The following is a 26,928-nucleotide window of genomic DNA, read 5'->3' as shown; positions in this document are numbered from 1 at the left end:
AGCAACATGCAGATCTGTGTCCCCCGGCGCGGCCGACGCGTCGCCGCGTTCACCGCGTTTCTGTCAGGCGCCGTCGCGTGCCTGGGTTTGAGCGGATGCAACTCGCTCTACAGTGAAGGCGCGACAGCGGGCGCGGGTATCGCGGGCGCGGCCGTCGCCGCGAAGGTGACGAACAACGCGGCAGTGGCGACCGGCATCGGCCTGGGCGCGGTTGCGGCGGCGCGCGCGGGCGTGCAGTACACGCAGCGCGTCATCCATACCGATACGCAGGACAAGATCGCCGCCGCCGCCGGACCGCTCGCCGTCGGCGCGGTCGCGCCGTGGGTCGCCGTGCATTCCGTCCCGCTCGAAGAGGACGAGAAAGGCCGCGTGACCGTGAGCCGCGCGATTAGCAGCGGCGCGCTGGATTGCAAGGAAATCGTGTTCTCGGTCGATCGCGACGCCACCAAGGATCGCGCCCCGGACAGCGCGTTCTACGTGGCATCCGTCTGCCGCGACGGTCAGAAATGGAAATGGGCGTCGGCGGAACCGGCCACGCCGCGCTGGGGCTCGCTGCAATGACGGTGCGCCTGACGAATGCAGGCGCGCTGCGCCTCGCGCTTCTGGTCGCCGTCGCGGCGGCGTGCGCGGCCGTGAGCGGATGCGCGTCCATCGGCGCGGCGACGGGCGCGGTCGCGGGCGTCGCGACGGGCGCGGTCACGACCAATCCGGCAATCGGCATCGGCGTGGGTATCGCGGTTCAGGCGGCTACCGACGAAGCAGTCAAACGCGTGTCGAAGTCGCTGCACACGGATCAGCAAGTGGCGATCGCGTCGGCGGCGGGTGTGTCGACGGTCGGCGAGACGCGGCCCTGGAAGGTGAAACACACGCTGCCGATAGAGAACGGCCACGGCGATGTGCGCGTGCTGCGGGAATTCGACAACGCGCTCGCGAGCTGCAAGGAATTCGCGTTCTCCGTCGCGGACAGCGACGAGCCGAATTCGCATGCGGACTGGTTCATCGCGACGGCGTGCAAGCAGACCGAAGGCTGGAAGTGGGCGTCGGCGGAGCCTGCGGTCGAGCGATGGGGGAATCTGCAGTAAGCGTGACGTGCGTGCCATGCGAGAAGCGCGGTTTCCGGCGACGGGAACCGCGCTTTTTGTTGCGTCAGCCGTGCGCGATCGCCTCCAGCGCGGCGCGCGCGAGAAAGCCACTGCGCGTTTCGTGGCGCGCTTCGACGTAGCTGTCGATCTTGTGAAGGACGAAGCGCGGCAAGCTGATGTTGATGCGTTCGGGTTTGGAGTCGAGCTTTGAAAGGTCCACTTCGACGAACGCCCAGATGGCGTCGGCATAGTCGGGGGCGACGACGAGTTCGTCCATCGACGAAGTAGTGATCCCGACCTCCTCACCCAGTTCGATCAGCGTCGCGACGTGGCCGAAGATCGCTTCCTTCGTGTTCTCGATTGCGTGATCGATGGTCTCGCCCCAGGAAAATACGCCGGGTATGTCAGGAACGGTCACGCCATAGACGCTCCCTTCGTCCTTGTGAATTGCGATCGGAAATCTCATGTCCACTCTCTCCGTTACTAGTGCAGTCGCTCGAGCAAGCCGGCACGCTTCAAGATGCTCCGGTACGTCCCCACGCAAAGATCCTTGTTTGGGTGCGGCACGGTGACGAGCTTGTTGACGCTCGGATGTTTGAAGGTGTGATGACTGCCGGTGATGCGCATCAATTGCCAGCCGTGTTCCATAAGCATTCGTATCAGGCGCGATGAATTCATCTCATCTCCGAATGCGTCGTGTGTAATTCTACACACGACGCGCGGGTGTTAGAGATGAGAAATGTAGCGAGCGCAGCCTTTCCTCGACAGTCATCCAAACGGCCTAAGCCAAAAGCAAAAGCGCGGCGCCATCTCTGGCAACCGCGCTTTCCCTGAACCATTCGACAACGAGCGAAAGCCTCAAGCCTCCACATCCTCCAGGCTCAGCATCTCCGTCTGGTCGTTATACGAGAAGATCTCGCCGTAGCGACCCCAGTCGATGACCGCATCGAGCGTTTCCTGCGCGGCCTTGTCGGAGAGAAAGTCTTCGAGTTCCTGCTCGAAGCGCACGCGCGGCGCACGATGCCCCGGCCGCTCGTTCAGCACCTTCTTGATTCGCGCGGCGAGCGGCACGTGCCGCAGCAGATGTTCGGCGAACATCATCTTGCGCTCCTGCGTGCCGAATTCCGCGAACACGCGCGCCTGCGGCGTCAGGTAGATGTCGCCCTCGCGCACGTCCGCGAAGCCGAGATGCTGCAGCACTTCCGCGACCGGAAAGAGATCGTCCACTTCGAGATGCAGCGACCGCGCGATTTCCGGCATGTCCGCGCGACCGTGGTACGGCTCGGCCGCGAGCGTTTCGATGAGACCGGCCATCAGGTTCGTCGATACCGACGGCAGCCAGCTTCCGAGTTCCAGCCCCTTCTTCTTCGCTTCGTCCATCTGGCGCGCGGTCATCTTCGCGTAGATGTCGTCGACGAGCCGCCGGAACGCCGGATCCAGCCGATTGCGCGGATGCTTGAACGGCACCTTGATCTCGGCCATCACGCGGCCCGGATTCGACGACAGCACGAGAATCCGGTCGCACATGAACACCGCTTCCTCGATGTTGTGCGTCACGATCAGCACCGACTTGATCGGCAGCCGGCCCTGCGTCCACAGATCGAGCAGATCGGTGCGGAGGTTCTCGGCGGTCAGCACGTCGAGCGCGGAAAACGGCTCGTCCATCAGCAAAAGAGTCGGATCGACAACGAGCGCGCGCGCAAATCCCACGCGTTGCCGCATGCCGCCGGAAAGCTCGCGGGGATACGCGTTCTCGAAGCCGTCGAGACCGATCAGGTCGATCGCCGCCAGCGCCCGTTCGCGACGTTCCCGCGCGCCGACGCCCTGCGCTTCCAGACCCGCTTCCACGTTCTGCAGCACGGTCAGCCACGGGAACAGCGCGAACGTCTGGAACACCATCGCGACGCCCTTCGCGGGTCCGCGCAACGGCTCGTTGAGATACGTGACTTCGCCGGCAGTCGGCTCGATCAATCCGGCGATGATGCGCAGCAGCGTCGATTTGCCCGAGCCCGAACGCCCCAGCAAGCCGACGATCTCGCCTTCGCGCAACGAGAGATTGGCGTCGTCGAGCACGAGCAGTTCGCCCTGCGTCTTGTTGAAGCCGCGGCTCACGTTCTGCACGCGCAGGATTTCGTTGCCGATACGCGGCGGCTTGGTCGGCTGCGCGGCCGCGCCCGTGCGCTGGGCGACCTGCGCGGCGGGCGTCTGCGTGTTCTTGAGGTTCTGCATCGGAACTCGTCCTTAATCCAGTCGAAGCCGTGCTTCGGCGTAGGCGTACAGCGGACGCCACAACAATCGGTTGAAGAGCGTCACGAAGAGCGACATCACCGCGATGCCGAGGATGATCTTCGGATAATCGCCGTCAGCGGTGGTCTGCGCGATATACGCGCCCAAGCCATGCGCGACGACTTTCGTGTTGCCCCACGACACCGCCTCCGCGACGATGCTCGCGTTCCACGCGCCGCCCGACGCGGTGATCGCGCCGGTAACGTAGTAAGGAAAAATGCCGGGCAGCATGGCCTTCTTCCACCACTGCCAGCCGCGAATCTGAAAGTTGGTCGCGGCTTCTCGATAATCGTTCGGATAGGCCGATGCGCCCGCGATCACGTTGAACAGGATATACCACTGCGTCCCGAGCACGATGAGCGGCGAGAGCCAGATGTCGGGGTTCAGATGCCATCGCACGATCACGACGACGAACACCGGAAACAGCAGGTTCGCCGGGAACGCCGCGAGGAACTGCGCGAGCGGCTGGAATTTCTCGGCGAGCGCGGGACGCAGCCCGATCAGCACGCCCACCGGCACCCACACGACCGACGCGATCGCAATCAGCACGACCACGCGGATCAGCGTGATGAAGCCGAGCACGAACACGTGGCCCACTTCGCCCCACGTGACGCCCGTCGCGACGAACGACACCACTTTCCACACGACGAACACCGTGAGCAGCAGCACGACCGCGCCCCAGGCGATGTCGCCCGCGCGCGTGGATGCGACCGGCGCGCGCAACGGCAGCTTCACGCCCTGAATGGACGGCAGGCGGATCGGCACGCGCGCGGCGCGCGCGAGAATCCATCCGGCCGGCACGAGCAGCCGGTGAATCAGACGCGTGCGGCGAATCAGATCGAGCAGCCACGACTCGGGCGCGTTGCCCGAACTCGTGTTCTCCATGCGGAACTTGTCCGCCCACGCGACGAGCGGGCGGAACATCAGCTGATCGTAGGCGAGAATCACGACGGTCATCGCCAGAATGACCCAGCCGATCGCGCTCAGATTTCGCTCGCCGATGGCCGCCGCCAGATACGCACCGATACCCGGCAGCACGACGGTGCGATTGCCGACCGTGATCGCCTCGGACGCCACGACGAAGAACCAGCCGCCCGACATCGACATCATCATGTTCCAGATGAGGCCGGGCATCGAGAACGGCACTTCGAGCTTCCAGAAGCGCTGCCAGTTGGTGAGATGAAAGCCGCGCGACACTTCGTCGAGGTCGCGCGGCACCGTGCGCAGCGACTGATAGAAGCTGAACGTCATGTTCCACGCCTGGCTCGTGAAGATGGCGAAGATCGCCGCGCATTCCGCGCCGATCACGCGCCCGGGGAACAGCGCGAGAAAGAACGTGACGGTAAAGGAGATGTAACCGAGCACCGGCACCGACTGAAGAATGTCGAGAATCGGCACGAGCACGATGGACGCGCGCCGGCTCTTCGCCGCGAGCGTGCCGTAGACGAGCGTGAAGATGAGCGAGGCGACCATCGCGGCGAGCATGCGCAAGGTCGTTCGCAGCGCGTATTCGGGGAGATTCGCGGGGTCGAGCGAGATCGCCTGCGTCTGCAGGGTCGAAATCGGCGCGAGGGTCTCATGGAAACCGACAGCGGCGAGCGCGATGATGCAGATGATCATCGGGAACGCGACGAAGTCCCACCGGTTGGGCAGGAGCCGCCACGCCGACGCGTTCGCCGTGCGATTCAGATTGAAACCAAATTCCATTCAAGGCCCTCCCCGTAAGGCTTTCTTCCGACCGCGCAAGGCGCGGGTGATGCTCGCGACGGCCAGCGCCGTCGTCCGGACCGGAGGCGTCCCCAACGCTCTCCTCTCGCGCCGCCAGACGTTCAACGCGCCCGGCCGCCGAATCGACTACACGCAAAGCGCGCCGAACCGGGCGACACTACACCAAGCACGATGACAGGCACAACCTTCGCCCCGAACTTCGTCCATTCGTGCGATGCTTCTGTTGCTCTTCGGCACGGCGAAGGCAAAAATGAAGAGACCGCCGATGCAGCGGCCGTCAGCCGGGGTGACGAGTCAAGCGCGAGCACGGCGGCGCAGCATTGTGTTGGAGACACGTCGCCCGCGGCGAGAAGACCCTTGATAGACGACAAAAAACATCGTCCAATCTTGACTTACCACAAACAATAAATTGAGCGCCGATGCAATGCGTGACGCCAAATCCAAGTCGGAAGGCCGTCCGACAGACTCGAGAGACCGTCCTTGCCGCGTCGCCCGGCCGGGTACGCGTGGAAGGACCGCGGCTGCCGTTCGGGCGCGACGCAATGAACGCGCCCGCTACGTCCGGCTGAGCCGCGCGCTCAGGCCGGCGATTATCCCGTTTTCGGCTGACGGCGGCGAGTCCCGGCGCGGGGCCGGCACGTTCGCTGCGGGCGGTGCGCCATTCGCGCGCCCGACGCGTGCGGTGTGACGTCCGTACCGGCCGAATGATGAACAAGCTCACTCTGCACCGCGTAATCGCGACGCTCTGCCTCGCGTTGCTCGTGTTCGGGTGCTGGGCCGCCGCCGGCCTGCTTTCGGACCGGATGGTACAGCAGGAGATGACCGCCACGGTGCGCACCGAACGGCAGATGGCGGCGTCCATCGTCGACAACATGGCGCAGAGCATCGCGAGCGATCTGGCCATGTCCCGCGCCATTCCTGCCACGCTCGCGCAAATGGACCTGATGCAGCGCGCCCTCGCCGAGTCGCGGCATTATGCCCTGAACCGGAAGGCGACGGAAACGGCGCGCCGCACGGAATGGATGGCGCTGCCGAACCTCGTCCGGGTCGATGCTTTCCTGCACGACGCCCAGGGCTTCTCCGGCCTCGATTCGATCTGGCTCGTGAACGACCGGGGCTTCTGCATCGCGTCGAGCAATGCGGCGGATGCGAACAGCTTCATCGGCTATGACATGAGCGCGCGCGCCTACGTCGGGCGGGCGCTCCTCGGCGGCTTCGCGGAAATGTACGGCGTCGGCAGGCTGTCGGGCGAGCCGGGCATCTTCATCGCGGCGCCGGTTTATGAGGACGGACTGCTCGTCGGCGCGGTGATCGCGAAGGTAAGCATCGACCGGCTGCGGCACTGGGTGTCGCGCGCGGGCACGTTCGTGACCGACGAAAACGGCGTCGTCGTGATGGCGCACGACGGCCGCCTCGAATATCAGGCGATGCCCGACGCCCCCGTCGCCCGCATGACGCCTGCGGAGCGCTTCGAGCACTATCGCCGCGATTCGTTTCCGCCGCTGCGCGTCGCGCCGGTCGGCGAGCAGATGCGCGAGTCCGCGCCGTGGCTCGCGCCCGCGCTCGCGCAGAGCGTCTACACCGCGAACGGCGACGCGTCGCCCTCGCTCTACGACGAGCGCACGGGGCTCAACTCCGGTCTGTCGGCGCATATCGTGCATCCGCTCACGAGCTGGCCGGAAATCAGCCGCAACCATAGCCGCGACCGCCTGCTCGTGTTTCTGACGATGCTCGGCGTGGTCACGCTCGCAGTGGTGATCGCGACGTCGTATTCGCGCGAACGCCGACTGCACCGCGCGACGCGCGATCTCGCCGAGCAGTTGCAGTCGGCCAATACGATGCTTTCCGCCGAAGCCCGCCACGATGCGCTCACCGGCGCCCTGTCGCGCCGCTATTTCCTCGATACGCTGCGTCACGAGGTGGAGCTGGCGCGCTCCTCGGGCACGCCGCTTTCGGTGGCCATCGCCGATCTCGACCATTTCAAGCAGATCAACGACCGCTACGGCCACGCAACGGGCGACCGCGCGCTCGAGCATTTCGCGGACGTGTGCCGCGCGCAGCTTCGCCCGAACGACGCGATCGGCCGGCTCGGCGGCGAGGAATTCGGCATCTTGCTGCCGCAGACGTCGCTCGCGGACGCGCAAGCCGTGCTCGAACGCCTGCGCAAGCGCTTCAATCACGAACACTGCGGGCATCTTCCCGACGATGCCGAGCTGTCCGTGAGCATCGGCATTACCGAGCTGGCCGGCGGCGACGCGCTCGAATGGATTCTCTCCCGCGCCGACCTCGCGCTCTACGAAGCGAAATCGCGCGGGCGCGACCGCAGCGAAGTGCGCCCCGCCGATCCCGTGCCGCCGGCGCGTCATCCCGAAAACTCGCTGGCCGGCAAATAAGCGCGCGGACGCGCCGATGGACACGGCACTGCCGCGTGCGGGCAGGTATCATCGACTTTGGATATCGAATGCCGTTGCCGTCATCGGGAGGATTGCATGAAGGGGAATCTGGTCATCGTGTGCCGCGATCAGGATGCTGAAACGTTCGACCAACTGCTCGCCGAGTACGGGTCGTTTCAGACGCGGCTCTCGTCCACCGCGTGGTATCTGAAGATCGACATCGCGCCCGAGGTGATCCAGGAGGAGATTCTCTCGCGGCTCGGCAAGTACACGACGCATTACATCTTCGAGGCGTCGACGGTGACGTACAACACGGTGGACAGCGAGGCGGCCTCGGCGCTCGAAACGCTGTTCGACTGAGACCGCCCGCGCTTTTCCTGCCGCGACTGAAGGACGCGCGCCTTCGCTAGAGCGCGCGCTCCTCGTGCTGCGGCCCTGCGCGGCGCTCCGTGACCGGCCGCGTGGCGATGTCGAACGGAAACGTCATCAAGACCTGCAAGCCGCCTTGCGCGTGATTGCCGACTTCGCACTCCCCGCCCGCGCGCCGCGCAAGACGCTCGACGATCGCAAGTCCGAGTCCGCTATGTCCGCTGCCGCCGCGCGCCGGATCGAGCCGCACAAACGGACGGCTCGCCTTGATCAGGTCGTCGGGCGCGATGCCGTTGCCGTGATCCGCCACCACCAGCACCCAGCCATTCGGCCCGCGCCGCGTCTCGATGACGATCGGCGGCGCGCCGTACGCATGCGCGTTATCGAGCAGATTCGACAGCAGCCGGTCCAGCGTCGCCGCGGGCAGCACGAAGCTCGGCCCGGCTTCGAGCGCGAGGCGAATCGGCTCCGCGTTCGGCGACACCGCCCGATACGCTCGCGCGATGCGCTCGCACGTCTGATCCACCGGCACCGGCTCGCTGCCGTCCGGACGGTCGTGCGCGAACACCAGAAACTGATCGACGATATGCGCCATGGAATCGACATCGCGCACGACGCCGTCGCGGACTTTTTCGTCGTCCATCATTTCGGCGCGCAGACGCAGACGCGCGAGCGGCGTCTTGAGATCGTGCGCGACGCCCGCGAGCATCACCGCGCGATCGCTTTCGGTCTGCGACACCTCGCGCACCATCTGATTGAAACCGTGCGTCAACTGGCGCAATTCGCGCGGGCCGCGTTCGGGCACGGGCGGCGTCGGCTGGCCGCGACCGAAGCGGCCGACCGCCTGCGCGAGCGAGCGCAACGGCGACTGCAACTGCCACGCGGCGAAGAGCGCGGCCAGCACGGCCGTCGAAAAGATGATGGCGAGCCAGACCAGCATGCGGTCGCGCGAGCGCGGCGGACGCAGCGGCTGCACCGGCACGACGATCCAGCCCGCGTCCTTCGCGCCGTGCACCCACACGCTCGGCGGCGCGCCGGGTTCGCCGGGGCGCACGTCGGTGTCGTCGGGCAGGCGGTCCCTCATGTCGTCGAGAAAGCGCGACAGCGGCGGCGGGATCGCGTCGCTGGCGGGCTGCGGCACGTCCGGCGCGTTCAGCGGCACGACGCGCACGCGCGACGGCAGCGGCTGATCGGGATTGTTGGCGACGTGCTGGCGCACCGCCTCGACCAGGAACGCGGCCTCTTCGACGGCATAGCGCGTCTGCGAGTTGTCGCGCTCGACGCGGATGACCGCGAACCACGCGAGGTGCGACAGCACCAGCACGCCGATCACCAGAACGACGAGACGCCCGAAAAGCGAATCAATGGGTCGGCGCATTCTGCTCGCCGTCAGGAACGAACACGTAGCCGCGCCCCCGCACCGTCTGGATGAAGCGCGGCGCGGACGGATCGCTTTCCAGAATGCGGCGCAGACGCCACACCTGCACGTCGATGCCGCGGTCCGTGCCGTCGTATTCGGGGCCGTGCAGCAGTTCGAGCAGACGCTCGCGCGTGAGCGTGCGCATCGGGTTGTTGACGAAAATCTTCAGGAGCGCGAATTCGCTGCCGGACAGCGTGAGCGGCTTCTCGTCCTGCTGAAGCGTGCGCGACTGGAAATCCAGCCGGAAGCGCCCGAACGAGTACGGCTCGCGCTGTTCCGGCGCGGCGGACGGAATCGTGCGGCGCCGGCGCAGCACCGCCTGCACGCGGGCGAGCAGTTCGCGCGGATTGAACGGCTTGCCGAGATAATCGTCCGCGCCGAGTTCGAGTCCGACGATGCGGTCCACGTCGTCCGCGCGCGCCGTCAGCATGATGACGGGGATGTCGTCGCCCGATGCGCGCAGCTTTCGCAGCGCGGTCAGGCCATCGACGCCCGGCATCATCAGATCGAGCACGATCAGATCGGGGCGCTCGCGCTCCAGGCGGCGTTCGAGCGAACCGGCGTCATGCAGCACCGATACTTCGATGCCCTGCCGGACCAGATAGTCGCGCAGAAGGTCGCGCAGTTCGGCGTCGTCGTCGACGACAAGGATTTGTGTAGTCATGTGAAGAAGTTTAGCGCGTGAGCCCGGACCGTTTGACGGCGTGCGCGCCCCAAAGGGTTACCGGGTGTTACCGCGAAAGGAGCGCGTAAACCAGCGTAATACGAAACGCCGAAGCGGTAACACGCGATGCCGCGCGAGCCTCTACGCTGTGTCTCACCGGAAGCGCGAAACCTCGACGAGGCTCGCAATTCGGCTCCGACAATCAATAAAGGGAGTCTCACGATGGGCAAGCAATACCGCATCCTCACCGCCGCTGCCACCGCACTCGCGCTGACCTTCGGCTCGGCTTACGCCGCCACCAACGATGCGCCGAGCGCGCCGCCGCCCGGCGCTCCGGGCATGATGATGGGCGGCCCCGGCGGTCATCACATGGGAATGCGCATGCAGAAGCAACTGGACCAGTTGCACGGCCAGTTGAAGCTCAACGCGGATCAGGAAAAGCTCTGGCAGACCGCGCTCGACACGATGAAGCATCAGCGCGACACCATGCGCGAGGCGCATCGCCAGATGCATCAGCAATTCGAGGCGATGCAGAATCAGCCGATTCTCGACCTGAACGCGATGCACGCGGCGCATCAGAAGCTGGAGCAGCAGCAGGCGCAACTGCGCGAAGAGACCTCGACCGCGTGGCTCAACTTCTACAACGCGCTGAACGATCAGCAGAAGACGACCGTCAGCACCGCGCTCAAGAAGCACTTCGCCAGGATGCGCGAGCATGAGCAAAAGATGCATGAGCGCTGGGGCAAGCATCGCGGCGGCGCGGACGGCACACCGGGCGCGGCGGCGGGGGCGTCGGCCACGGCGAAGCCTTAAGTCTTGATGAACGGACGCGCGCCGACGATGCCCGGCGCGCAAAAAAACCGCGGGCGCTTCGCGCGCTCCGCGGTTTTGTCGCTGATACAGCAGCAGCCTCAGGCCAGGTCGAACAGCAGCACTTCGGCGTTGTCGCCCGCGTCGAGCGTGACGGTCGCGGTGTCTTCGATCTTCGCGGCATCGCCCGCGCCGAGCGCCTCGCCGTTCACCGACACCTTGCCGCGCGCCACGTGCACATACACGCGACGGCCCGCCGGCACCGCGAACTCCGCGCGCTCGTCGCCAGTGAAGAGCCCCGCGAAAATACGCGCGTCCGCGCCGATCTTCACCGACCCGTCCGCCCCGTCCGGCGACGCGATCACGCGCAGGCGGCCGCGCTTTTCATCGTCGGTGAAGCGCTTTTCCTCGTAGCCCGGCGCGCCGCCCGGCGCATCCGGAATGATCCAGATCTGCAGGAAATGCGCCGTTTCGCTCGGCGATCCGTTGAACTCGCTATGCCGCACGCCGGTTCCGGCGCTCATGCGCTGGACGTCGCCGGGGCGAATGGTCGATCCGTTGCCCATGCTGTCGCGATGCGCGAGCGCGCCTTCGAGCACGTAGCTCACGATTCCCATGTCGCGATGGCCGTGCGTGCCGAAACCCTGCCCGCCCGCGACGCGATCTTCGTTGATCACGCGCAGCGCGCCGAAGTGGACGTGCTCCGGATCGTGGTAATCGGCGAACGAGAACGTGTGATACGAGTCGAGCCAGCCGTGGTTGGCATGACCGCGTTCGTTGCTGCGGCGAATCTGGAACATGATGATTGCTCCCGGTGTAGACGTTGAACTGCGATGGACAGAATGTAAGGGCGGCCGTCCGCCGGAACAACGAGCGCGCCGGCACTACACCGTCCCGCCGGTGGATGTAATCGGACATGTCCGGACATCGCCCGCGCGCGAACCGGGTTCGGGTAAAATACCGCGCTTTTCGGCCAGCGGCGTCGCTGCGGCGCGGCGCGGACGCCGGTTGGCGGTCATTCTTGCCGTTTCATGCGTGGCGGACCACCGCGCGCCAGGAAGATCGCCGGAAAGTGCAGCAGGAACACAGCGGGCTCGCCAATTTTGGCCACCTAGAATACGCACCGCCGGCGAAACGCCGGAAGCAGGCATGTCGCGAGCGCAACTCACGCGGACGGATGGCGGCCGAAAGCCGCCCAGTGCGCGCCCGTCATATGTGGCGCACCTTAGGAAGGAATCACCATGTTGCAAGGCTACGGTCCGCTGATCCTCGCGGGCACCTGGCAGACCGTCAAGCTGGCGGTGCTGTCGCTCGGGCTCGCCTTCGTGATCGGCCTGATCGGCGCGGCGGCGAAGCTGTCGAAGAACCGGCTCGCCTCGGGCGTCGGCACCGTCTACACGACGCTCATCCGCGGCGTGCCCGATCTGGTGCTGATGCTGCTGCTCTTCTACAGCATCCAGATCTGGCTGAATCTGCTGACCGATCAGCTCGGCTGGGATCAGATCGACATCGATCCGTTCCTCGCCGGCATTCTGGTGCTCGGCTTCATCTACGGCGCGTACTTCACCGAGACCTTCCGCGGCGCCTTTCTTTCGGTGCCGCGCGGCCAGCTCGAAGCGGGCGCGGCCTACGGCATGACGCCGTGGCAGACCTTCTCGCGCATCATGTTTCCGCAGATGATGCGCTTCGCGCTGCCGGGCATCGGCAATAACTGGCAGGTGATGGTCAAGGCGACCGCCCTCGTGTCGATCATCGGCCTCGCGGATGTCGTGAAAGCCGCGCAGGACGCCGGCAAGGGCACGCAGCGGTTCTTCTTCTTCACGCTGCTGGCAGGCGTGGTCTATCTCGCGATCACCACGATCTCGAACTTCGTGCTGATCTGGCTCGAGCGGCGCTATTCCATCGGCGTGCGCAAAGCGGATCTCTGATCACCTTCAACCAGCCATCTAAAGCGATTAAGAGCGGCGGACTTCATGATCGAAATCATCCAGGAATACTGGAAGAACTACCTTTTCACCGACGGCTATCGCATCACCGGTCTCGCGATCACGATGTGGCTGCTCGTCGTTTCCATCGGCTTCGGATTCTGCCTCTCGGTGCCGCTCGCGGTGGCGCGGGTATCGAAGAACAAGCTGCTGTCGCGCTCGGTGTGGCTTTATACGTACGTCTTTCGCGGCACGCCGCTCTACGTGCAACTGCTGCTGTGCTACACGGGCCTCTACAGCCTGCAGGTCGTGCGCGATCATCAACTGCTCGGCGAATTCTTTCGCAGCGGCATGAACTGCACGCTGCTCGCGTTCACGCTCAACACGTGCGCCTACACGACGGAAATCTTCGCCGGCGCGATCAAGGCGACGCCCTACGGCGAAATCGAAGCCGCACGCGCCTATGGCATGTCGAGCTTCACGCTGTATCGCCGGGTGATTCTGCCGTCGGCGCTGCGACGCGCGCTGCCCTATTACAGCAACGAGGTCATCCTCATGCTGCACGCGACGACCGTCGCGTTCACCGCGACCGTGCCGGACATCCTGAAGATCGCCCGCGACGTGAACTCGGCGACGTATCAGTCGTTCCAGGCGTTCGGCATCGCCGCCCTGCTCTATCTCGTCATTTCGTTTGCGCTCGTGTGGCTGTTCCGCCGCGCCGAGTATCGCTGGCTCGCGTACCTGCGGCCTCAAGGCAAATAAGTCAGGCAATCGCTCCGGCCAAGGACCGTTCATGAATTCCCAGAAGCACAAGCTGTTCGTCGATGACATCCACAAGCAGTACGGCAGCAACGAAGTTCTGAAAGGCGTATCGCTGAAGGCGAACGCCGGCGACGTGATCAGCATCATCGGGTCGTCGGGCTCGGGCAAGAGCACGATGCTGCGCTGTATCAACTTCCTCGAACAGCCGAATCGCGGGCGCATTTTCGTCGACGGCAACGAAGTCCGCACCCTGCTCGACAAGGCCGGCGCGCTGAAGGTCGCCGATCCGAAGCAGTTGCGCCAGGTCCGCTCGAAGCTGTCGATGGTGTTCCAGCACTTCAACCTGTGGTCGCACATGAACGTGCTCGAGAACGTGATCGAAGCGCCCGTGAACGTGCTCGGCCTCTCGAAGAAGGAAGCCGAGGAGCGGGCGCGCACGTATCTGGAGAAGGTCGGGCTCGCGCCGCGGCTGGAGAAGCAGTATCCGTCGCATTTGTCGGGCGGACAGCAGCAGCGCGTCGCGATTGCGCGCGCGCTCGCCATGCATCCCGACGTCATGCTCTTCGACGAACCGACCTCCGCGCTCGATCCGGAACTCGTCGGCGAAGTGCTGAAGGTCATGCAGACGCTCGCGGAAGAAGGCCGCACGATGATCGTCGTCACGCACGAGATGGCGTTCGCGCGCAATGTCTCGAATCACGTGGTGTTTCTGCATCAGGGGCGCATCGAGGAAGAAGGTCGTCCGGACGATGTCTTCGGCAACACGAAGAGCGAACGGCTCAAGCAGTTCCTCTCTGGTAGCCTCAAATAAGCTGACGAAAGTCCTCAAAAAAGCGCCGAAAGGCGCTTTTTTTACGTCCGGATGGCGCTTCGAGGCCGTTTTCGCGGCCTAGCGCTGCCGCGCCCGCTCGTCAATAGGCGTCACACCTGACCCCTTAAACGGCGCTATCGCAAACCCTTATCCCACAAGGCTTTGCGCGGCGGTTCCCACGCTTTGGGTCGCACTTACGCCACATCGCCATTGCTTTTTTGACACAGAGCTTCACGCGGTGCCAAATTCTTTTGGCGTGTGCGACGTATTTTGTTAAATTGGTAACTAAAGTACCAAAACGAAGTACCCAAAAAGTAGTTTTACTTCAAAACAAGAAGAGGAGACACCGATCGACGGGTCGGCGTCACGTTCGCGTCCGTCGCGCGAATCGCCATGAGCACTACTGCCCGCGCGTGTGTCCTTCCTCTGAAAACAATTTTCGGTTGGGTGCGCTCGCATCGAACCGCACACGGCAGCACTTGGGTTCTATTTCTTGACAGGGTTGGAGGAGATGATGAAGAAAGCTTTGCTCGCGGCAGCAGCACTGCTGACGTTCAGCGCGGTAGCGCACGCTCAAAGCAGCGTGACGCTGTATGGTCGCCTGGACGCAGGGCTCGAATACATGAACGGCGTCCCGACCGGTGTCGGTGCTAACGGCGCCGCCACCGGCTCGTCGCACCGCTTCCGCGCGGAAAGCGGCGACTGGGGCACGAGCCTGTGGGGTTTGAAGGGCGTCGAAGATCTGGGCGGCGGCTATCGCGCCGTGTTCCAGTTGGAAGGCAGCTTCAACACCATGACGGGTCAGGGCCCGGGCAACAACGGCATCTTCAATCGCTGGGCGACGGTCGGTGTCGCGAACAACCAGTTCGGTACGCTGCTGTTGGGCCGCGAACTCTTCATCGCGAACGGCGTGTGGGACTTCGATCCGTTCGGCCAGTCGAACTGGTCGTCGGCGTCGCTGGTCCGTGGCCGCAACTGGCCGCAGTCGAGCAACAACATTTCGTATCAGTCGCCGAAGTTCGCGGGCCTCGACTTCTACGGCCAGTACTCGCTGTCGAACGCGACGAACTGGAACGGTAACGGCTCCACGCCGCAAGGCCGCGAAGCTGGCGCGTACGTCACCTACACCACGCCGCTGTTCCAGATCCGCGGCATGTACGACGAAATCCGCAATCCGGCCAACGGTACGCTCGGCGGCGTGTACAACGCGCTCAACGGCGGCACCACTGCCGCGAACAACGCAAACGGCAACGGCATCTACGCGTACTCGCGCGAGTACACGGCGATGTTCAACCTGTTCCTCGGCCAGTTCAAGATTCAGGGCGCTTACCAGGCGATCCGTTCGTCCGGCATGGCAGGCCAGTTGCCCGGCCAGCCGACGACGCTCGATCACGAATGGGGCGGCGTGACGTGGCAAGCCACGCCGGCGGCGGCGCTGATCGCAGCGGTCTACCACGTGAACGGCAACAACGGCGCGGGTAACGCGAACATCTACACGGTCGGCGGTTCGTACAACCTGTCGAAGCGCACGCTGCTCGACCTGCAGGTTGCCACCGTGCAGAACAGCAAGACCGCGAACTATGGCCTGAACGCCAACAACTACGGCACGGCTGCCGCGACGGACAACCCGTTCCCGGGCCACAGCCAGACGGGCGTGTATGCAGGCATTCAGCACTCGTTCTGATCGTTTGATCGGCGGGTCTGAGCAAAGAATAGTCTTATAGAGTTTTCACGCTGCTGCGAGAGGCGCGTATCGGTGCGGTGCCCGAAAGGGTATCGCACCGTTTTTTATTGGCGCGGCGGTTTGGCGCGCTTTAACGGGCGTCTTCGCAGTGTGGTGCCGTTTGTCAAATTGAATCAAAAGTACAGAAACACCCCCTTCCAAAAAGTAGTTTTCCTTCAAAATCCGTCCGCAAAACGGGGACCTCAGCGCGCGCTTTGACGGCGCCGCGAGCGTCTCCCCGCTCGAATTCCGGTCGATGCATTCCGCATCGAACCGCTTGGCAGCAGTGAGTTCACTTTGACGGAGTTGGAGGAGATGATGAAGAAAGCTTTGCTTGCAGCGGCAGCGCTGATGACGTTCGGCGCCGCGGCGCATGCCCAAAGCAGCGTGACGCTGTACGGCCGCCTGGACGCCGGGCTCGAATACATGAACGGCGTGCCGACCGGCAACGCATCGAACGTCACGGCGAGCCGCATCCGCGCCGAAAGCGGCGACTGGGGCACGAGCCTGTGGGGCCTGAAGGGCGCTGAAGACCTGGGCGGCGGCAATCGCGCCGTGTTCCAGCTCGAAGGCAGCTTCAACACGATGAACGGACAAGGTCCGGGCAGCAACCGCATTTTCAATCGCTGGGCGACGGTCGGTATCGCGAACAACCAGTTCGGTACGTTGCTGCTGGGCCGTGAATTGTTCGTGTCGAACGGCGTGTGGGACTTCGATCCGTTCGGGCAGTCGGCGTGGTCGTCGGCATCGCTGGTGCGCGGACGCAACTGGCCGCAATCGAGCAACAACATCTCGTATCAATCGCCGAAGTTCGCGGGCTTCGACTTCTACGGCCAATATTCGCTGTCGAACGCGACGAGCTGGAATGGTAACGGCAGCACGGAACAGGGCCGTCAGGCCGGCGCGTACGTCACGTACACGTCGCCCTACTTCCAGGTCCGCGGCATGTACGATGAAATCCGCAATCCGGCCAACGGCACGCTGGGCGGCGACTACGCTGGCGACAACGGCGTCTACTCGTACTCCCGCGAGTACTCGGCGATGGCCAACGTGTTCCTCGGCCAGTTCAAGGTGCAGGCCGGCTATCAGGCCGTCCGCTCGTCGGGCATGACGGGCCAGCTTCCCGGCCAGCCGACGACGCTCGATCACGAATGGGGCGGCGTGACGTGGCAAGCCACGCCGGCGGCCGCGCTGACCGCCGCCGTCTATCACGTGAACGGCAACAACGGCGCGGGCAACGCGACGATGTACACGCTGGGCGGCTCGTACAACCTGTCGAAGCGCACGCTGCTCGACCTGCAAGTCGCGACGGTGCAGAACAGCAAGACGGCCAACTACGGTCTGAACGCCAACAACTTCGGCACGGCGGCATCGACGGACAATCCGTTCCCGGGCCGCAGCCAGACGGGCGTGTACGCGGGCGTTCAGCACTCGTTCTAATCAACGGTAAGTGCATCACGCAGCGGCGTCCTTCGGGACGCCGCGCCGTTTTTCATCGCCGCTTGCGCGTATAAAAAAGGGCCGCCGATTCTTCATCGGCGGCCCCTTCGTCATTGCGCGCGCGTTAAGCGCTAATCCTTCGCCACCCCCGATGCCCCGTGGCTCAGCCAGTCGAGCACGGCGGCGGCGTCATCGTCGCTCGATTGACGTGCCTTCTCCACCGTCTCGCTGATCTTCGCGCCCGGCTTCGGCGCGGCACGGCGAATCGCCACGCCGACCGCGAGAATGTCGATGATGACGAGATGCAGAATGCGCGAAATCATCGACAGTTGCGACTCGCGAATCTCGATGTGATCCGTCTCGAGCGCCACGTTCGCGCGCTTGGCGAGCGGCGTGTTGCTCGACGTGATCGCGATCACGGTTGCGCCCTGCTGCATCGCCACTTCGAGCACGCGCAGCAACTCCGGCGCGCGGCCCGACTTCGACACGGCCACGATCACGTCGCCCTTGCCGAGCAGCGCCGCCGACGCCGCCTGCATGTACAGATCGCCATAAGCGATAGTCGGGATGCCGAAGCGGAAGAACTTGTAGTGCGCGTCCTGCGCGACGATGTTCGAATTCCCGAGCCCGTAAAACTCGATACGCCGCGCGCCGTTGAGAATCTCGATCGCGCGCTCGACGTTGTCGAAGTTCAGATGCTCGCGCAACTGCAGAATGGCGGACACGGTGTTGTCCAGCACCTTCGCGCCGAAATCGGTGGCGGTGTCGCCGAGATGCACCTGACTGTGGCTCACCGGAATCGTGCCGGTCAGGCCCGTTGCCAGCTTGAGCTTGAAGTCGGACAAACCCTGGCAGCCGAGCGAGCGGCAGAAGCGGATCACCGTCGGCTGACTCACGTCGGCCTTGCGCGCGATGTCGATGATCGGATCGTTGATGATCGAGCGCGGATGATTCAGCGCAAGATCCGCCACGCGCCGCTCGGCGGGCGTGAGCGCGTCGCGCATCTGGCGAATGCGCTCGAACACCGCCGACGATCCGCTGTTCGCGCGGTTCGACAACTGTTCGGCGAGAATCGCGGACACGCCGAGAAACGCCGGATATTCCGCCGTGATGACGTAGGTCGGAATGCCCGACAGATATTGCTGGAAGCGCCCTTTCGCCTCGAATCGCTCGCGAAACGGCGACTTGTGGAAGAGTTCGCCCAGCTTGAGGACGATGCCGCCGCCGATATAGATGCCGCCCAGCGCGCCCAGCGTCACCGCGATATTGCCCGCGAACGTGCCGAGGATCGCGCAGAAGCAGTTCACCGTTTCGAGCGCGAGCGCTTCGCCTGCCAGCGCGCGTGCGGTGACGTCGGCCGCGGTGAAACTGTCGGCGACCGTCACGTTGTCGCGCTCCGCGAGCGCCCGGTAGATCAACTCCAGCCCCTGCCCCGCGCACACGCGCTCGAACGACACGTGCGGAAACTTGCGGCGCGCATAGCGCGTGACGACGTCCTCGCGCTCGTCGAACGGCGAGAACGTGGCATGGCCGCCTTCGCTGCCGAGCGCGATCCAGCGATCGTCGGCGGGAATCAGGCCGGACACGCCGAGACCCGTACCCGGACCGAGCAGGCCGATCACGCTGTTCTGCCGACGCGCCCCGCCGCCGATCTGCACGCGCTGCGCATCGGTCAGGCCGGGCAGCGCCATCGCGAGCGCGGTGAAGTCATTGACGACCAGCAGCGTATCGAAGCCGAGCGCGCGGCGCGTCGCTTCGATCGAAAAGCTCCAGTCGTGATTGGTCATCTTCACGTGATCGCCGTCCACCGGATTCGCGATCGCGATCGCCGCATGATTCACGCGGCCGACCTTCGTGTCCTTCAAATACTGCTGCATCACTTCCGCGATGCCGGGGTAATCGGCGCCCGGATACACGCGGATTTGCCCGATCTCGCCCGGCGCCGTCTCCAGCGCGAAGCGCGCGTTGGTGCCGCCGATGTCGGCAAGCAGCCTCGGTCCATCGGCGTGGCTCGCGGCCGGCGCGGCCTTATGCACACCAGTAGACATCGAGCTTCACTCCTTCATCGTTGGCCAACGTCGAGATGGCGTTCTTTTGACGGGCGGCGAGCGCCGCATTCAGTACGTCGAGCTTCTTCTGGCCGGAGATGAAGAGAAAAAGCTGGCTGACTTCTTTGAGCGCGGTCATCGACAGGCTCACGCGCGCGTGCGGCGCGCTGCCCGGATGCACGGCGACGAAGCGGTCCGGCGTGGAAATGGCGAAGTCCCACTCGGGCGCGTCCGCGAATATAGATGCCGTGTGGCCGTCCTCGCCCATGCCGAGCACGGCGACGTCCGGCAGGCCGCGGCGCGCGTCGGCGTTCAATGCGGCGACGTGCGCGTCGAGCGATGCGGACGTATCGACGAGCGGCAGGAAATACGCCGCCGCGCCCGCGTTTTGCAGAAGCGTCTCGCGCACGAGGCGCGCGTTGCTCGCGGCGTCGGATTCGGGCACCCAGCGGTCGTCGACCAGCGTGACGTCGATATGCGCCCAGTCGAGCGCTTCTTGCGAAAGCGTCTGCAAGAACGGACGCGGGCTCGTGCCGCCCGATACCGCGAGCGTGGCGTGAGCGGATTGTCCGGTTGGCTGCGCGCTGGCATCGGCCGATGCGGCGCCTCTGGCCGCGAGGGACGCGGCAAGCGCGTCGCTGACGGCTTTCGCCAGCGCGTCCGAGTGGGCGCGCGGGTCGTCGAAAGTGCGAAGCTCGATCACTGCTCCTCCATCCTGCTTGTCTTGGTTTATCGACCCGCCTTTACCGCGATGCCGCGAGCGGCCCGCGAAGCGGTGTTCGGTGCTGGCGTCCGCGCCGCGTCTCTCTTGCGGAGACCGTCGGCTGGGCGCCCCATTGTCTCAATTTTCTTCTTCCAGCCAGCATGTGCCATGCTGGGCCAGCATCGCGCTCGATGCCGCCGGTCCCCACGTGCCTGCCGCGTAGGGCTTGGGCTTGCTCGTCGACGATGCCCACGCGTTCAGGATAGGTTCCACCCAGCGCCACGCGGCTTCCTGCTCGTCGCGCCGCACGAAAAGCGCGAGGCGGCCGTGAATGACGTCCAGCAAGAGCCGCTGATACGCCTCCATCTGCCCTTCCTTGAAGAACTGGTCGAAGGCCAGATCCAGGTGAACGCTTGCCAGATTCATGCCCTCGCCCGGCTGCTTCGCGAGGCAATAAAGGCGGATGGTTTCGTTCGGCTGCAGGCGAATGACAAGCCGGTTCGCGCCCGCGCGCAACGCGTTCGCGCCGAGCGCCGAATGCGGCACCGGCCGGAAATTGACGACGATTTCCGCGACGCGATCCGCCAGCCGCTTGCCCGTGCGCAGGAAAAACGGCACGCCGGCCCAGCGCCAGTTCTCGATCTCCACCTTCAGCGCGACGAAGGTTTCCGTCGTGCTGTCCGGCCGCACGCCCGGCTCGGTTGCGTACGCGGGCACCGATGCCCCGCGGATCACGCCTCCATGGTACTGGCCGCGCACCGCGACGCGGCTGATGTCCCGCTCGTCGATGGGCTTCAGCGCCCGCAGCACACGCAGCTTTTCGTCGCGCACGGAGTCGGAATCCATCGAGTGCGGCGGCTCCATCGTCACGATGGAGAGCAGTTGCAGCAAGTGATTCTGCACCATGTCGCGCAGCGCGCCGGTGTTGTCGTAGAAGTCGCCGCGCGCTTCCACGCCGAGTTCTTCCGCGATGGTGATCTGAATGCTCTCGACCCATTCGCGCCGCCACAGCGGTTCGAACAGCGCGTTGCCGAAACGCAGCGCGAGCAGGTTCTGCACCGGCTCCTTGCCGAGATAATGGTCGATCCGGTAGATCTGCTCTTCCTGGAAGATTTCGCCGACGGCGTCGTTGATCGCGTTCGACGACTTCAGGTCATAGCCGAGCGGCTTTTCCAGCACGATGCGCGCGTTCTGGTTCAGCCCGACGTCCGCGAGCGCGCGGCAAATCGGCACGAAGAGCGACGGCCCCGTCGCCAGATAAAAGACGCGCGTGCCGTCGTGCTGGGCGAGCGCGTCGCGCAGCACGACGAAGTCTTCGGCGCGGCCGAGATCGAGCTGCACATACTGGATGCGATCGAGAAAGCTGCGCCACGCGGTTTCATCGATACCCTCTTTCGACACGTGCGGCTTCACGTGCTCCTCGACCCACGCGAGGTATTCGCCCGGCGCCTGCGCACCGCGCGCCACCGCGACGATCTTGCCCGATGCCGCGAGCATGCCTGCGCGATGCGCCTCGAACAGCGCGGGGAGGATCTTGCGCATCGACAGGTCGCCGGTCCCGCCGAACAGCACGAAGATGAAATTCGAGTCGCTTTGCATGGGTTTGAGGCCGGTTGTGAAGTCGGTGGGACGTCGAACGAAAGGGCATCGTAGTTCGACAAAATTTTTTTTGACACTGAATTGTAGTTTAACTACAATCCAAATCAAGAGGAAATGTCATCCGGGAAAAAAATGGCTTGTCAATCAAAAGCCGAGTGTTTTCCCTAAGGTGATCGTTCTGAACGCATGTTAACGGAGTCCGGACATCGCTGCTTTCAGGCACGTTCGGGCTTTTCGTGCGGTCGGCCTCCCGCTCGCATCGGCTGTCCGAACGCATGTCGGCCGTCTGCGCAGGCAAAAACCAAAAGCAATTACTTTGCATGGGACCGGAAAAGGCGCAAAACCGCCGGCTTCGGTCGAGAGGAGACAGTCGTTGCGATCCAACTCACTCATTCCTTGAGAGCCGTGCGGCCGATCATCGGTCTGCCGGCCCTGCACGCGCGTGTGCGACTCATTCAGCACGCCGCTCGCTTCCCCGCCGACACCGCCGATTCCCCGGCCACCCAGCAGTGCCCGTTTGAACCACCTTTTTCCAACGCTTCTGGCGACATCAGGGGCCAATCGTTTTTTGTTCAGGTGTCTGGAGGAGATAAACAATGAAAGTCCGTAAGCTCATGGGCGCGCTGTGCGCCGCAGGTCTTCTGTGCGGCGCGACGGCGTCGGCGGTGCAGGCTGCCGAAGCCGTGTCCGTGCTGCACTGGTGGACCTCGGGCGGCGAATCGAAGGCGGTCGGCGTGCTCAAGGACGACATGACCAAGCAGGGTTACACCTGGAAGGACTTCGCCGTCGCGGGCGGCGCGGGCGCTGCCGCGATGACCGCGCTGAAGACGCAGGTGATCTCGGGCAACGCGCCGTCGGCGGCTCAGATCAAGGGGCCGCTGATCCAGGAATGGTCGGAGCAAGGCGTGCTCGTGCCGATCGACTCCGTCGCCGGCGACTGGAAGAAGAACCTGCCGCCTGAAATCGACAAGATCATCCACGCCGACGGCCACTACGTCGCCGCGCCGTTCTCGGTGCATCGCGTGAACTGGCTGTACATCAACAAGGCCGCGCTCGACAAGGCAGGCGGCAAGGTGCCGACGACCTGGGCCGAATTCTTCCAGGTGGCCGACAAGATGAAGGCCGCGGGCATCATGCCGATCGCGATGGGCGGCCAGCCGTGGCAAGACCTGACGCTGTGGGAAGACGTCGTGCTGTCGCAGGGCGCGGATTTCTACAAGAAGGCTATCGTCGATCTGGACCAGAAGACGCTGACGTCCGACAAGATGGTTCAGGTGTTCGACACGGTCCGCAAGATCCAGGGCTACTTCGACAACGGCCGCACGGGCCGTGACTGGAACCTCGCCACGGCCATGGTCATCAACGGCAAGGCCGGCATGCAGTTCATGGGCGACTGGGCGAAGGGCGAATTCGCCGGCGCGAACAAGAAGGCCGGTACGGACTACATCTGCGCCGCGGTGCCGGGCACGGAGAAGTCGTACACGTTCAACGTCGATTCGTTCGTCTTCTTCCAGCAGAAGGGCCAGAAGACCGCCACGCCGGGCCAGCTCGCGCTCGCGAAGACCATCATGTCGCCGGATTTCCAGGAACAGTTCAGCCTGAACAAGGGCTCGATCCCGGTTCGCCTCGGCGTGAAGATGGACAAGTTCGACGACTGCGCGAAGAAGTCCTACTCTGATGAACAGACGGCCATCAAGTCGGGCGGCTACGTTCCGTCGCTCGCCCATGGCATGGCTCAGGGCGACGCCACCGCGGGCGCCATGACCGACGTCGTGACCAAGTTCATGAATTCGTCGCAGGATTCGAAGAGCGCGGTTGCAGCGCTCGCGAACGCCGCCAAGACGAAGTAAGAACGAAGTCGAAAAGCCGGGCGGCGTGCGGCGAACCCTCGCCGCGCGCCGCCCGGCCAGCAACACCTTGAATCGAGCGCCGTTGCGCTCCAAGCCAGCCCAATCCGAAAGCACCACCTGTCGCCACAAGCGCGCGAGTCAGTGTCCTACAGCGCGCAAGAGCGCGAACAAGCGCCGGCGCATCTTCCAGGAGTCGAGTTGTGACTGCCTCCCTCAGCGGTACCGCGGAAAAAACGCCGCCCCAGCCTCGCCGTGCTTCGCCCACAGCGGCGCTCGCCGATCGCTGGATTCCCAAGCTGGTGCTCGCTCCCAGCATTCTGATCGCGCTCGTGTTCGTGTACGGGTTCATTCTCATCACCGGCTATCTGTCGCTCACGAATTCACGGCTGATGCCACGCTACGAATTCTCGGGCCTCGACCGTTACCGGCAACTCTTCGACAACGACGTCTGGTGGACTTCCGCCGCCAATCTCGGCTGGTTCGGCATTCCGTTCATCGGCATCTGCGTGGCGCTCGGGCTGTTCCTCGCCATCCTGCTCGATCAGAAAATCCGCAACGAAGGCGCATTGCGCGCGGTCTTTCTCTACCCGATGGCGCTGTCGTTCATCGTGACCGGCACTGCGTGGCAGTGGATTCTGAATCCCGGCCTCGGCATTGAAAAAGTGCTGCACGACTGGGGCTGGACGAGCTTTTCGTTCGACTGGCTCGGCAATCCGGACAAGGCTATTTTCTGCGTCGTGATCGCGGCGGTCTGGCAGTCGAGCGGCTTCGTGATGGCGCTCTTCCTCGCGGGCCTGCGGGGCGTCGACAGCGAAATCTTCAAGGCCGCGCAAGTGGACGGCGCGACGCTGCCGACCATCTATCGCAAGATCGTGATTCCGAGCATGCGGCCGGTGTTTTTCTCCGTGCTGCTGATTCTCTGCCACATCACCATCAAGACCTTCGACCTCGTCGTCGCGCTGACGGCGGGCGGTCCGGGCACGTCGTCGTCGCTGCCGGCCATCTTCATGTACACGTTCTCGTTCAACCGGGGACAACTGGGCGTGGGCGCCGCTTCGTCGATGATGATGCTCGCCACCGTCGTCGCGGTGCTCGTGCCGCTCATGTATCTCGAATCGAGGAGCACCCGCAATGCAGCCTAAGATGACGATCAGCCGCGCCGTCATTTACGCGGTGCTCATACTGTTTGCGCTGTACTTCCTGTTCCCGATCTACGTGATGCTGTCCACGTCGTTCAAGGACCTCGACCAGCTTCGCACGGGCAACCTGCTGACGCCGCCGACGCACTTCACGTTCGCGCCGTGGGTGAAGGCGTGGCAGGAAGCGTGTACCGGCGTGCGTTGCGACGGCATGCAGCCGTTCTTCATGAACTCGGTGCGCATGGTGATTCCCGCCGTGCTGATCTCGTCGATCGTCGGCGCGTTCAACGGTTACGTGCTCACGCACTGGCGTTTTCGCGGCGCGGATGCGTTCTTCACCATGCTGCTCGTCGGCTGCTTCATTCCGTTCCAGGCCATTCTGCTGCCGATGGCGCGCCTGCAGGGCCTTCTCGGCCTGTCGAACACGACGAGCGGCCTCGTGCTCGTGCACGTGATCTACGGCATCGCGTTCACAACCATGTTCTTCCGCAATTTCTACGTGAGCATTCCGGCTGAGCTCGTGAAGGCGGCGCGCATCGACGGTGCGGGCTTCTTCATGATCTTCACGAAGATTCTGCTGCCCGTGTCGCTGCCGATTTTCATGGTCTGCCTCATCTGGCAATTCACGCAGATCTGGAACGACTTCCTGTTCGGCATCGTGTTTTCGGGCGTGGATTCCATGCCGATCACGGTCGCGCTGAACAATCTCGTGAACACGTCGACGGGCGTGAAGGAATACAACGTCGACATGGCGGGCGCGATCATCGCGGCATTGCCAACGATTCTCGTCTACATGATCGCGGGACGTTATTTCGTGCGCGGCCTGACGGCGGGCGCGGTGAAGGGTTGAGCGCGCGTCGACGCGCGTCCCCTGCTGAACAGACAACATAGAGGATTCAAGCATGGCAAGCCTTTCCATCCGTGACGTGTACAAGACCTACCCGAACGGGGTGCCGGTTCTCAAGGGCGTCAACATCGACATCGAGGACGGTCAGTTCCTGATCCTCGTCGGCGGCTCGGGCTGCGGCAAGTCCACGCTGCTCAACATGATCGCGGGTCTCGAAACCGTGACGCGCGGCGACATCATGATCGACGGCAAGACGGTCAACAATCTCTCGCCGAAAGACCGCGACATCGCGATGGTGTTCCAGTCGTACGCGCTCTACCCTTCCATGAGCGTGCGCGACAACATCTCGTTCGGCCTCAACATCCGCAAGGTGCCGAAGGACGAGCAGAAGAAGATCGTCGATCGCGTGTCGGAAACGCTGCAGATCGGCCATCTGCTGGACCGCAAGCCGGGGCAGTTGTCGGGCGGCCAGCGTCAGCGCGTCGCGATGGGCCGCGCGCTCGCACGCGATCCCGTGATGTTCCTGTTCGACGAGCCGCTCTCGAACCTCGACGCGAAGCTGCGTATCGAGATGCGCTCGGAAATCAAGCTGCTGCATCAGCGTCTCGGCACGACGATCGTGTACGTGACGCACGACCAGATCGAAGCGATGACGCTCGGCGACCGCATCGCGGTGATGAAGGACGGCATCGTGCAGCAGTTCGGCGCGCCGCAGGAAATCTACGATTCGCCGTCGAACCTGTTCGTCGCGGGCTTCATCGGCGCGCCGCCGATGAACTTCATCACCGGCAAGCTGGTCGAGTCGGGCTCGGGCGTCGGCTTGCAGATCGATACGGGCGTCGCGAAGAAAGTGCTGAACCTGCCGTTCGATGCATCGCGGCTGCGCGGCAAGGTCGGGCAGGACGTGGTGCTCGGGCTGCGTCCGGAGCGCATCACCGACGCGCGCAGCGCGCATAACGTCGAAGACGCGAGCCTGCAGCCGATCGACGTGCGCGTCGACGTGATCGAGCCGACCGGCCCGGACACGCTCGTGTTCGCGCAGGTCAACGGCAAGCGCGTCGTGTCGCGCGTGCACCCGGCGAGCAATCCGCAGCCGATGACGAACATGACGCTGCTCTTCGACGTATCGAAGGCGGTGCTGTTCGATCCGCAGACGGAAGAGCGGCTCGCCTGAGCGCTTTTCCTCGCCGCAGTCCTTCGGAAGCCGCGCACGTTGCGCGGCTTTTTCTTTGCGCGGCCGCATCGTTCCGCGCGCAAAGCGGCCCATTGAGCGGATGCGGCACAATCACCGTTTCACCACTCGATCGAGCATCTCGCGCTGCCATCGTT

24 protein-coding genes are annotated in these 26,928 nt (G+C 64.3%); 14 read left to right on the top strand and 10 right to left on the bottom strand.

Translation table 11 applies throughout. The annotated features are described in order from the left end of the window. The first annotated feature begins 6 nt into the window (after window positions 1-6). Window positions 7-561 carry a hypothetical protein gene (locus NCR39_RS03800; protein ID WP_250450797.1) on the top strand — a complete coding sequence of 185 codons (555 nt, stop codon included), beginning with the start codon at window positions 7-9 and terminating at the stop codon, window positions 559-561. Continuing rightward, complete coding sequence (locus NCR39_RS03795) at window positions 558-1,082, top strand: hypothetical protein (RefSeq protein WP_250451458.1); 525 nt, start codon at window positions 558-560, stop codon at window positions 1,080-1,082. The genes NCR39_RS03800 and NCR39_RS03795 overlap by 4 nt, the downstream gene beginning before the upstream one ends. A gap of 64 nt (window positions 1,083-1,146) precedes the next feature. On the opposite strand, the gene NCR39_RS03790 is transcribed toward NCR39_RS03795, so the two are convergent. The 4 genes from NCR39_RS03790 to NCR39_RS03775 form a co-directional block, all read right to left on the bottom strand. Next, window positions 1,147-1,548, bottom strand: a complete 402-nt coding sequence (locus NCR39_RS03790) for a type II toxin-antitoxin system HicB family antitoxin (protein ID WP_250450796.1) — start codon at window positions 1,546-1,548, stop codon at window positions 1,147-1,149. Window positions 1,549-1,565: 17 nt separating this feature from the next. Continuing rightward, the gene (locus NCR39_RS03785; protein WP_250450794.1) at window positions 1,566-1,760 is read right to left on the bottom strand and encodes a type II toxin-antitoxin system HicA family toxin; all 195 of its coding nucleotides are present in this window, start codon (window positions 1,758-1,760) and stop codon (window positions 1,566-1,568) included. Window positions 1,761-1,940: 180 nt separating this feature from the next. Continuing rightward, entirely contained in the window at window positions 1,941-3,311 is a 1,371-nt protein-coding gene (locus tag NCR39_RS03780; RefSeq protein WP_040051890.1) for an ABC transporter ATP-binding protein, read from the bottom strand. A gap of 12 nt (window positions 3,312-3,323) precedes the next feature. Then, the gene (locus NCR39_RS03775; RefSeq protein ID WP_250450792.1) at window positions 3,324-5,075 is read right to left on the bottom strand and encodes an ABC transporter permease; all 1,752 of its coding nucleotides are present in this window, start codon (window positions 5,073-5,075) and stop codon (window positions 3,324-3,326) included. A 728-nt stretch (window positions 5,076-5,803) separates the two neighbouring features. Between NCR39_RS03775 and NCR39_RS03770 the strand changes: the two genes are divergently transcribed. Together NCR39_RS03770 and NCR39_RS03765 are read left to right on the top strand one after the other, a co-directional pair. Beyond that, window positions 5,804-7,489, top strand: coding sequence for a GGDEF domain-containing protein (locus NCR39_RS03770; protein ID WP_250450791.1), 1,686 nt, complete (start codon window positions 5,804-5,806; stop codon window positions 7,487-7,489). Window positions 7,490-7,585: 96 nt separating this feature from the next. Beyond that, entirely contained in the window at window positions 7,586-7,849 is a 264-nt protein-coding gene (locus NCR39_RS03765; protein WP_040051887.1) for a double-stranded DNA-specific endonuclease, read from the top strand. A gap of 46 nt (window positions 7,850-7,895) precedes the next feature. Here NCR39_RS03765 and NCR39_RS03760 read toward each other — a convergent pair whose 3' ends face one another. Both NCR39_RS03760 and NCR39_RS03755 read right to left on the bottom strand, forming a co-directional pair. Beyond that, window positions 7,896-9,236, bottom strand: a complete 1,341-nt coding sequence (locus NCR39_RS03760; RefSeq protein WP_250450790.1) for an ATP-binding protein — start codon at window positions 9,234-9,236, stop codon at window positions 7,896-7,898. Continuing rightward, on the bottom strand, window positions 9,220-9,942 hold the full coding sequence (locus tag NCR39_RS03755) for a response regulator (RefSeq protein ID WP_250450789.1): 723 nt from the start codon (window positions 9,940-9,942) through the stop codon (window positions 9,220-9,222). Before NCR39_RS03755 ends, NCR39_RS03760 begins: the two co-directional genes overlap by 17 nt. A gap of 222 nt (window positions 9,943-10,164) precedes the next feature. Here NCR39_RS03755 and NCR39_RS03750 point away from each other — a divergent pair, with 222 nt between their 5' ends. Then, window positions 10,165-10,755, top strand: coding sequence for a Spy/CpxP family protein refolding chaperone (locus NCR39_RS03750; RefSeq protein WP_250450788.1), 591 nt, complete (start codon window positions 10,165-10,167; stop codon window positions 10,753-10,755). 98 nt (window positions 10,756-10,853) lie between these two features. Here the strand turns inward: NCR39_RS03750 and NCR39_RS03745 are convergent, their stop codons facing one another. Next, on the bottom strand, window positions 10,854-11,552 hold the full coding sequence (locus NCR39_RS03745; protein WP_250450787.1) for a pirin family protein: 699 nt from the start codon (window positions 11,550-11,552) through the stop codon (window positions 10,854-10,856). A 441-nt stretch (window positions 11,553-11,993) separates the two neighbouring features. Between NCR39_RS03745 and NCR39_RS03740 the strand changes: the two genes are divergently transcribed. The 5 genes from NCR39_RS03740 to NCR39_RS03720 all read left to right on the top strand — a co-directional run bounded on the left by NCR39_RS03740 (window position 11,994) and on the right by NCR39_RS03720 (window position 17,413). After that, window positions 11,994-12,680, top strand: a complete 687-nt coding sequence (locus tag NCR39_RS03740) for an ABC transporter permease (protein ID WP_040051882.1) — start codon at window positions 11,994-11,996, stop codon at window positions 12,678-12,680. A gap of 45 nt (window positions 12,681-12,725) precedes the next feature. Continuing rightward, the gene (locus tag NCR39_RS03735; RefSeq protein ID WP_040051881.1) at window positions 12,726-13,439 is read left to right on the top strand and encodes an ABC transporter permease; all 714 of its coding nucleotides are present in this window, start codon (window positions 12,726-12,728) and stop codon (window positions 13,437-13,439) included. Between the two features lie 31 nt (window positions 13,440-13,470). Then, entirely contained in the window at window positions 13,471-14,250 is a 780-nt protein-coding gene (locus tag NCR39_RS03730) for an ABC transporter ATP-binding protein (protein ID WP_250450786.1), read from the top strand. A gap of 514 nt (window positions 14,251-14,764) precedes the next feature. Then, window positions 14,765-15,934, top strand: a complete 1,170-nt coding sequence (locus NCR39_RS03725; protein WP_250451457.1) for a porin — start codon at window positions 14,765-14,767, stop codon at window positions 15,932-15,934. A gap of 357 nt (window positions 15,935-16,291) precedes the next feature. Next, window positions 16,292-17,413, top strand: a complete 1,122-nt coding sequence (locus tag NCR39_RS03720) for a porin (RefSeq protein ID WP_250451456.1) — start codon at window positions 16,292-16,294, stop codon at window positions 17,411-17,413. Window positions 17,414-17,544: 131 nt separating this feature from the next. Here NCR39_RS03720 and NCR39_RS03715 read toward each other — a convergent pair whose 3' ends face one another. The 3 genes from NCR39_RS03715 to zwf form a co-directional block, all read right to left on the bottom strand. Beyond that, complete coding sequence (locus tag NCR39_RS03715; RefSeq protein ID WP_250450785.1) at window positions 17,545-19,461, bottom strand: bifunctional transcriptional regulator/glucokinase; 1,917 nt, start codon at window positions 19,459-19,461, stop codon at window positions 17,545-17,547. Beyond that, window positions 19,442-20,164 carry a 6-phosphogluconolactonase gene (pgl, locus tag NCR39_RS03710; RefSeq protein ID WP_250450783.1) on the bottom strand — a complete coding sequence of 241 codons (723 nt, stop codon included), beginning with the start codon at window positions 20,162-20,164 and terminating at the stop codon, window positions 19,442-19,444. Before pgl ends, NCR39_RS03715 begins: the two co-directional genes overlap by 20 nt. A gap of 138 nt (window positions 20,165-20,302) precedes the next feature. Further along, window positions 20,303-21,763, bottom strand: coding sequence for a glucose-6-phosphate dehydrogenase (zwf, locus tag NCR39_RS03705; protein WP_250450782.1), 1,461 nt, complete (start codon window positions 21,761-21,763; stop codon window positions 20,303-20,305). Window positions 21,764-22,359: 596 nt separating this feature from the next. On the opposite strand from zwf, the gene NCR39_RS03700 reads away from it, so the two are divergent. The 4 genes from NCR39_RS03700 to NCR39_RS03685 all read left to right on the top strand — a co-directional run bounded on the left by NCR39_RS03700 (window position 22,360) and on the right by NCR39_RS03685 (window position 26,773). After that, entirely contained in the window at window positions 22,360-23,613 is a 1,254-nt protein-coding gene (locus NCR39_RS03700; RefSeq protein WP_250450780.1) for an ABC transporter substrate-binding protein, read from the top strand. A gap of 200 nt (window positions 23,614-23,813) precedes the next feature. Next, window positions 23,814-24,755 (top strand): carbohydrate ABC transporter permease, encoded by a 942-nt coding sequence (locus tag NCR39_RS03695; protein WP_040051875.1) that lies wholly within the window; start codon window positions 23,814-23,816, stop codon window positions 24,753-24,755. Continuing rightward, the gene (locus NCR39_RS03690) at window positions 24,745-25,602 is read left to right on the top strand and encodes a carbohydrate ABC transporter permease (protein ID WP_250450778.1); all 858 of its coding nucleotides are present in this window, start codon (window positions 24,745-24,747) and stop codon (window positions 25,600-25,602) included. Before NCR39_RS03695 ends, NCR39_RS03690 begins: the two co-directional genes overlap by 11 nt. A 52-nt stretch (window positions 25,603-25,654) precedes the next feature. After that, window positions 25,655-26,773: an ABC transporter ATP-binding protein gene (locus NCR39_RS03685; RefSeq protein ID WP_040051873.1), complete on the top strand. Its 1,119-nt coding sequence runs from the start codon at window positions 25,655-25,657 to the stop codon at window positions 26,771-26,773. Window positions 26,774-26,928 lie beyond the last annotated feature (155 nt).

The sequence above is a fragment of the Caballeronia sp. ATUFL_M2_KS44 genome, assembly GCF_023630965.1.
Taxonomy (GTDB): domain Bacteria; phylum Pseudomonadota; class Gammaproteobacteria; order Burkholderiales; family Burkholderiaceae; genus Caballeronia; species Caballeronia concitans.
Note: the sequence above shows the minus strand (reverse complement) of the source record. Positions and strands in the feature narration are given on the sequence as shown.

What these genes read in the sequence shown, in the direction of transcription:
- NCR39_RS03800 (WP_250450797.1), top strand. Translation starts at nt 7, where the DNA reads ATGCAGATCTGTGTCCCCCGGCGCGGCCGACGCGTCGCCGCGTTCACC.
- NCR39_RS03795 (WP_250451458.1), top strand. Translation starts at nt 558, where the DNA reads ATGACGGTGCGCCTGACGAATGCAGGCGCGCTGCGCCTCGCGCTTCTG.
- NCR39_RS03790 (WP_250450796.1), bottom strand. Translation starts at nt 1,548, where the DNA reads ATGAGATTTCCGATCGCAATTCACAAGGACGAAGGGAGCGTCTATGGC.
- NCR39_RS03785 (WP_250450794.1), bottom strand. Translation starts at nt 1,760, where the DNA reads ATGAATTCATCGCGCCTGATACGAATGCTTATGGAACACGGCTGGCAA.
- NCR39_RS03780 (WP_040051890.1), bottom strand. Translation starts at nt 3,311, where the DNA reads ATGCAGAACCTCAAGAACACGCAGACGCCCGCCGCGCAGGTCGCCCAG.
- NCR39_RS03775 (WP_250450792.1), bottom strand. Translation starts at nt 5,075, where the DNA reads ATGGAATTTGGTTTCAATCTGAATCGCACGGCGAACGCGTCGGCGTGG.
- NCR39_RS03770 (WP_250450791.1), top strand. Translation starts at nt 5,804, where the DNA reads ATGAACAAGCTCACTCTGCACCGCGTAATCGCGACGCTCTGCCTCGCG.
- NCR39_RS03765 (WP_040051887.1), top strand. Translation starts at nt 7,586, where the DNA reads ATGAAGGGGAATCTGGTCATCGTGTGCCGCGATCAGGATGCTGAAACG.
- NCR39_RS03760 (WP_250450790.1), bottom strand. Translation starts at nt 9,236, where the DNA reads ATGCGCCGACCCATTGATTCGCTTTTCGGGCGTCTCGTCGTTCTGGTG.
- NCR39_RS03755 (WP_250450789.1), bottom strand. Translation starts at nt 9,942, where the DNA reads ATGACTACACAAATCCTTGTCGTCGACGACGACGCCGAACTGCGCGAC.
- NCR39_RS03750 (WP_250450788.1), top strand. Translation starts at nt 10,165, where the DNA reads ATGGGCAAGCAATACCGCATCCTCACCGCCGCTGCCACCGCACTCGCG.
- NCR39_RS03745 (WP_250450787.1), bottom strand. Translation starts at nt 11,552, where the DNA reads ATGTTCCAGATTCGCCGCAGCAACGAACGCGGTCATGCCAACCACGGC.
- NCR39_RS03740 (WP_040051882.1), top strand. Translation starts at nt 11,994, where the DNA reads ATGTTGCAAGGCTACGGTCCGCTGATCCTCGCGGGCACCTGGCAGACC.
- NCR39_RS03735 (WP_040051881.1), top strand. Translation starts at nt 12,726, where the DNA reads ATGATCGAAATCATCCAGGAATACTGGAAGAACTACCTTTTCACCGAC.
- NCR39_RS03730 (WP_250450786.1), top strand. Translation starts at nt 13,471, where the DNA reads ATGAATTCCCAGAAGCACAAGCTGTTCGTCGATGACATCCACAAGCAG.
- NCR39_RS03725 (WP_250451457.1), top strand. Translation starts at nt 14,765, where the DNA reads ATGAAGAAAGCTTTGCTCGCGGCAGCAGCACTGCTGACGTTCAGCGCG.
- NCR39_RS03720 (WP_250451456.1), top strand. Translation starts at nt 16,292, where the DNA reads ATGAAGAAAGCTTTGCTTGCAGCGGCAGCGCTGATGACGTTCGGCGCC.
- NCR39_RS03715 (WP_250450785.1), bottom strand. Translation starts at nt 19,461, where the DNA reads ATGTCTACTGGTGTGCATAAGGCCGCGCCGGCCGCGAGCCACGCCGAT.
- zwf (WP_250450782.1), bottom strand. Translation starts at nt 21,763, where the DNA reads ATGCAAAGCGACTCGAATTTCATCTTCGTGCTGTTCGGCGGGACCGGC.
- NCR39_RS03700 (WP_250450780.1), top strand. Translation starts at nt 22,360, where the DNA reads ATGAAAGTCCGTAAGCTCATGGGCGCGCTGTGCGCCGCAGGTCTTCTG.
- NCR39_RS03690 (WP_250450778.1), top strand. Translation starts at nt 24,745, where the DNA reads ATGCAGCCTAAGATGACGATCAGCCGCGCCGTCATTTACGCGGTGCTC.
- NCR39_RS03685 (WP_040051873.1), top strand. Translation starts at nt 25,655, where the DNA reads ATGGCAAGCCTTTCCATCCGTGACGTGTACAAGACCTACCCGAACGGG.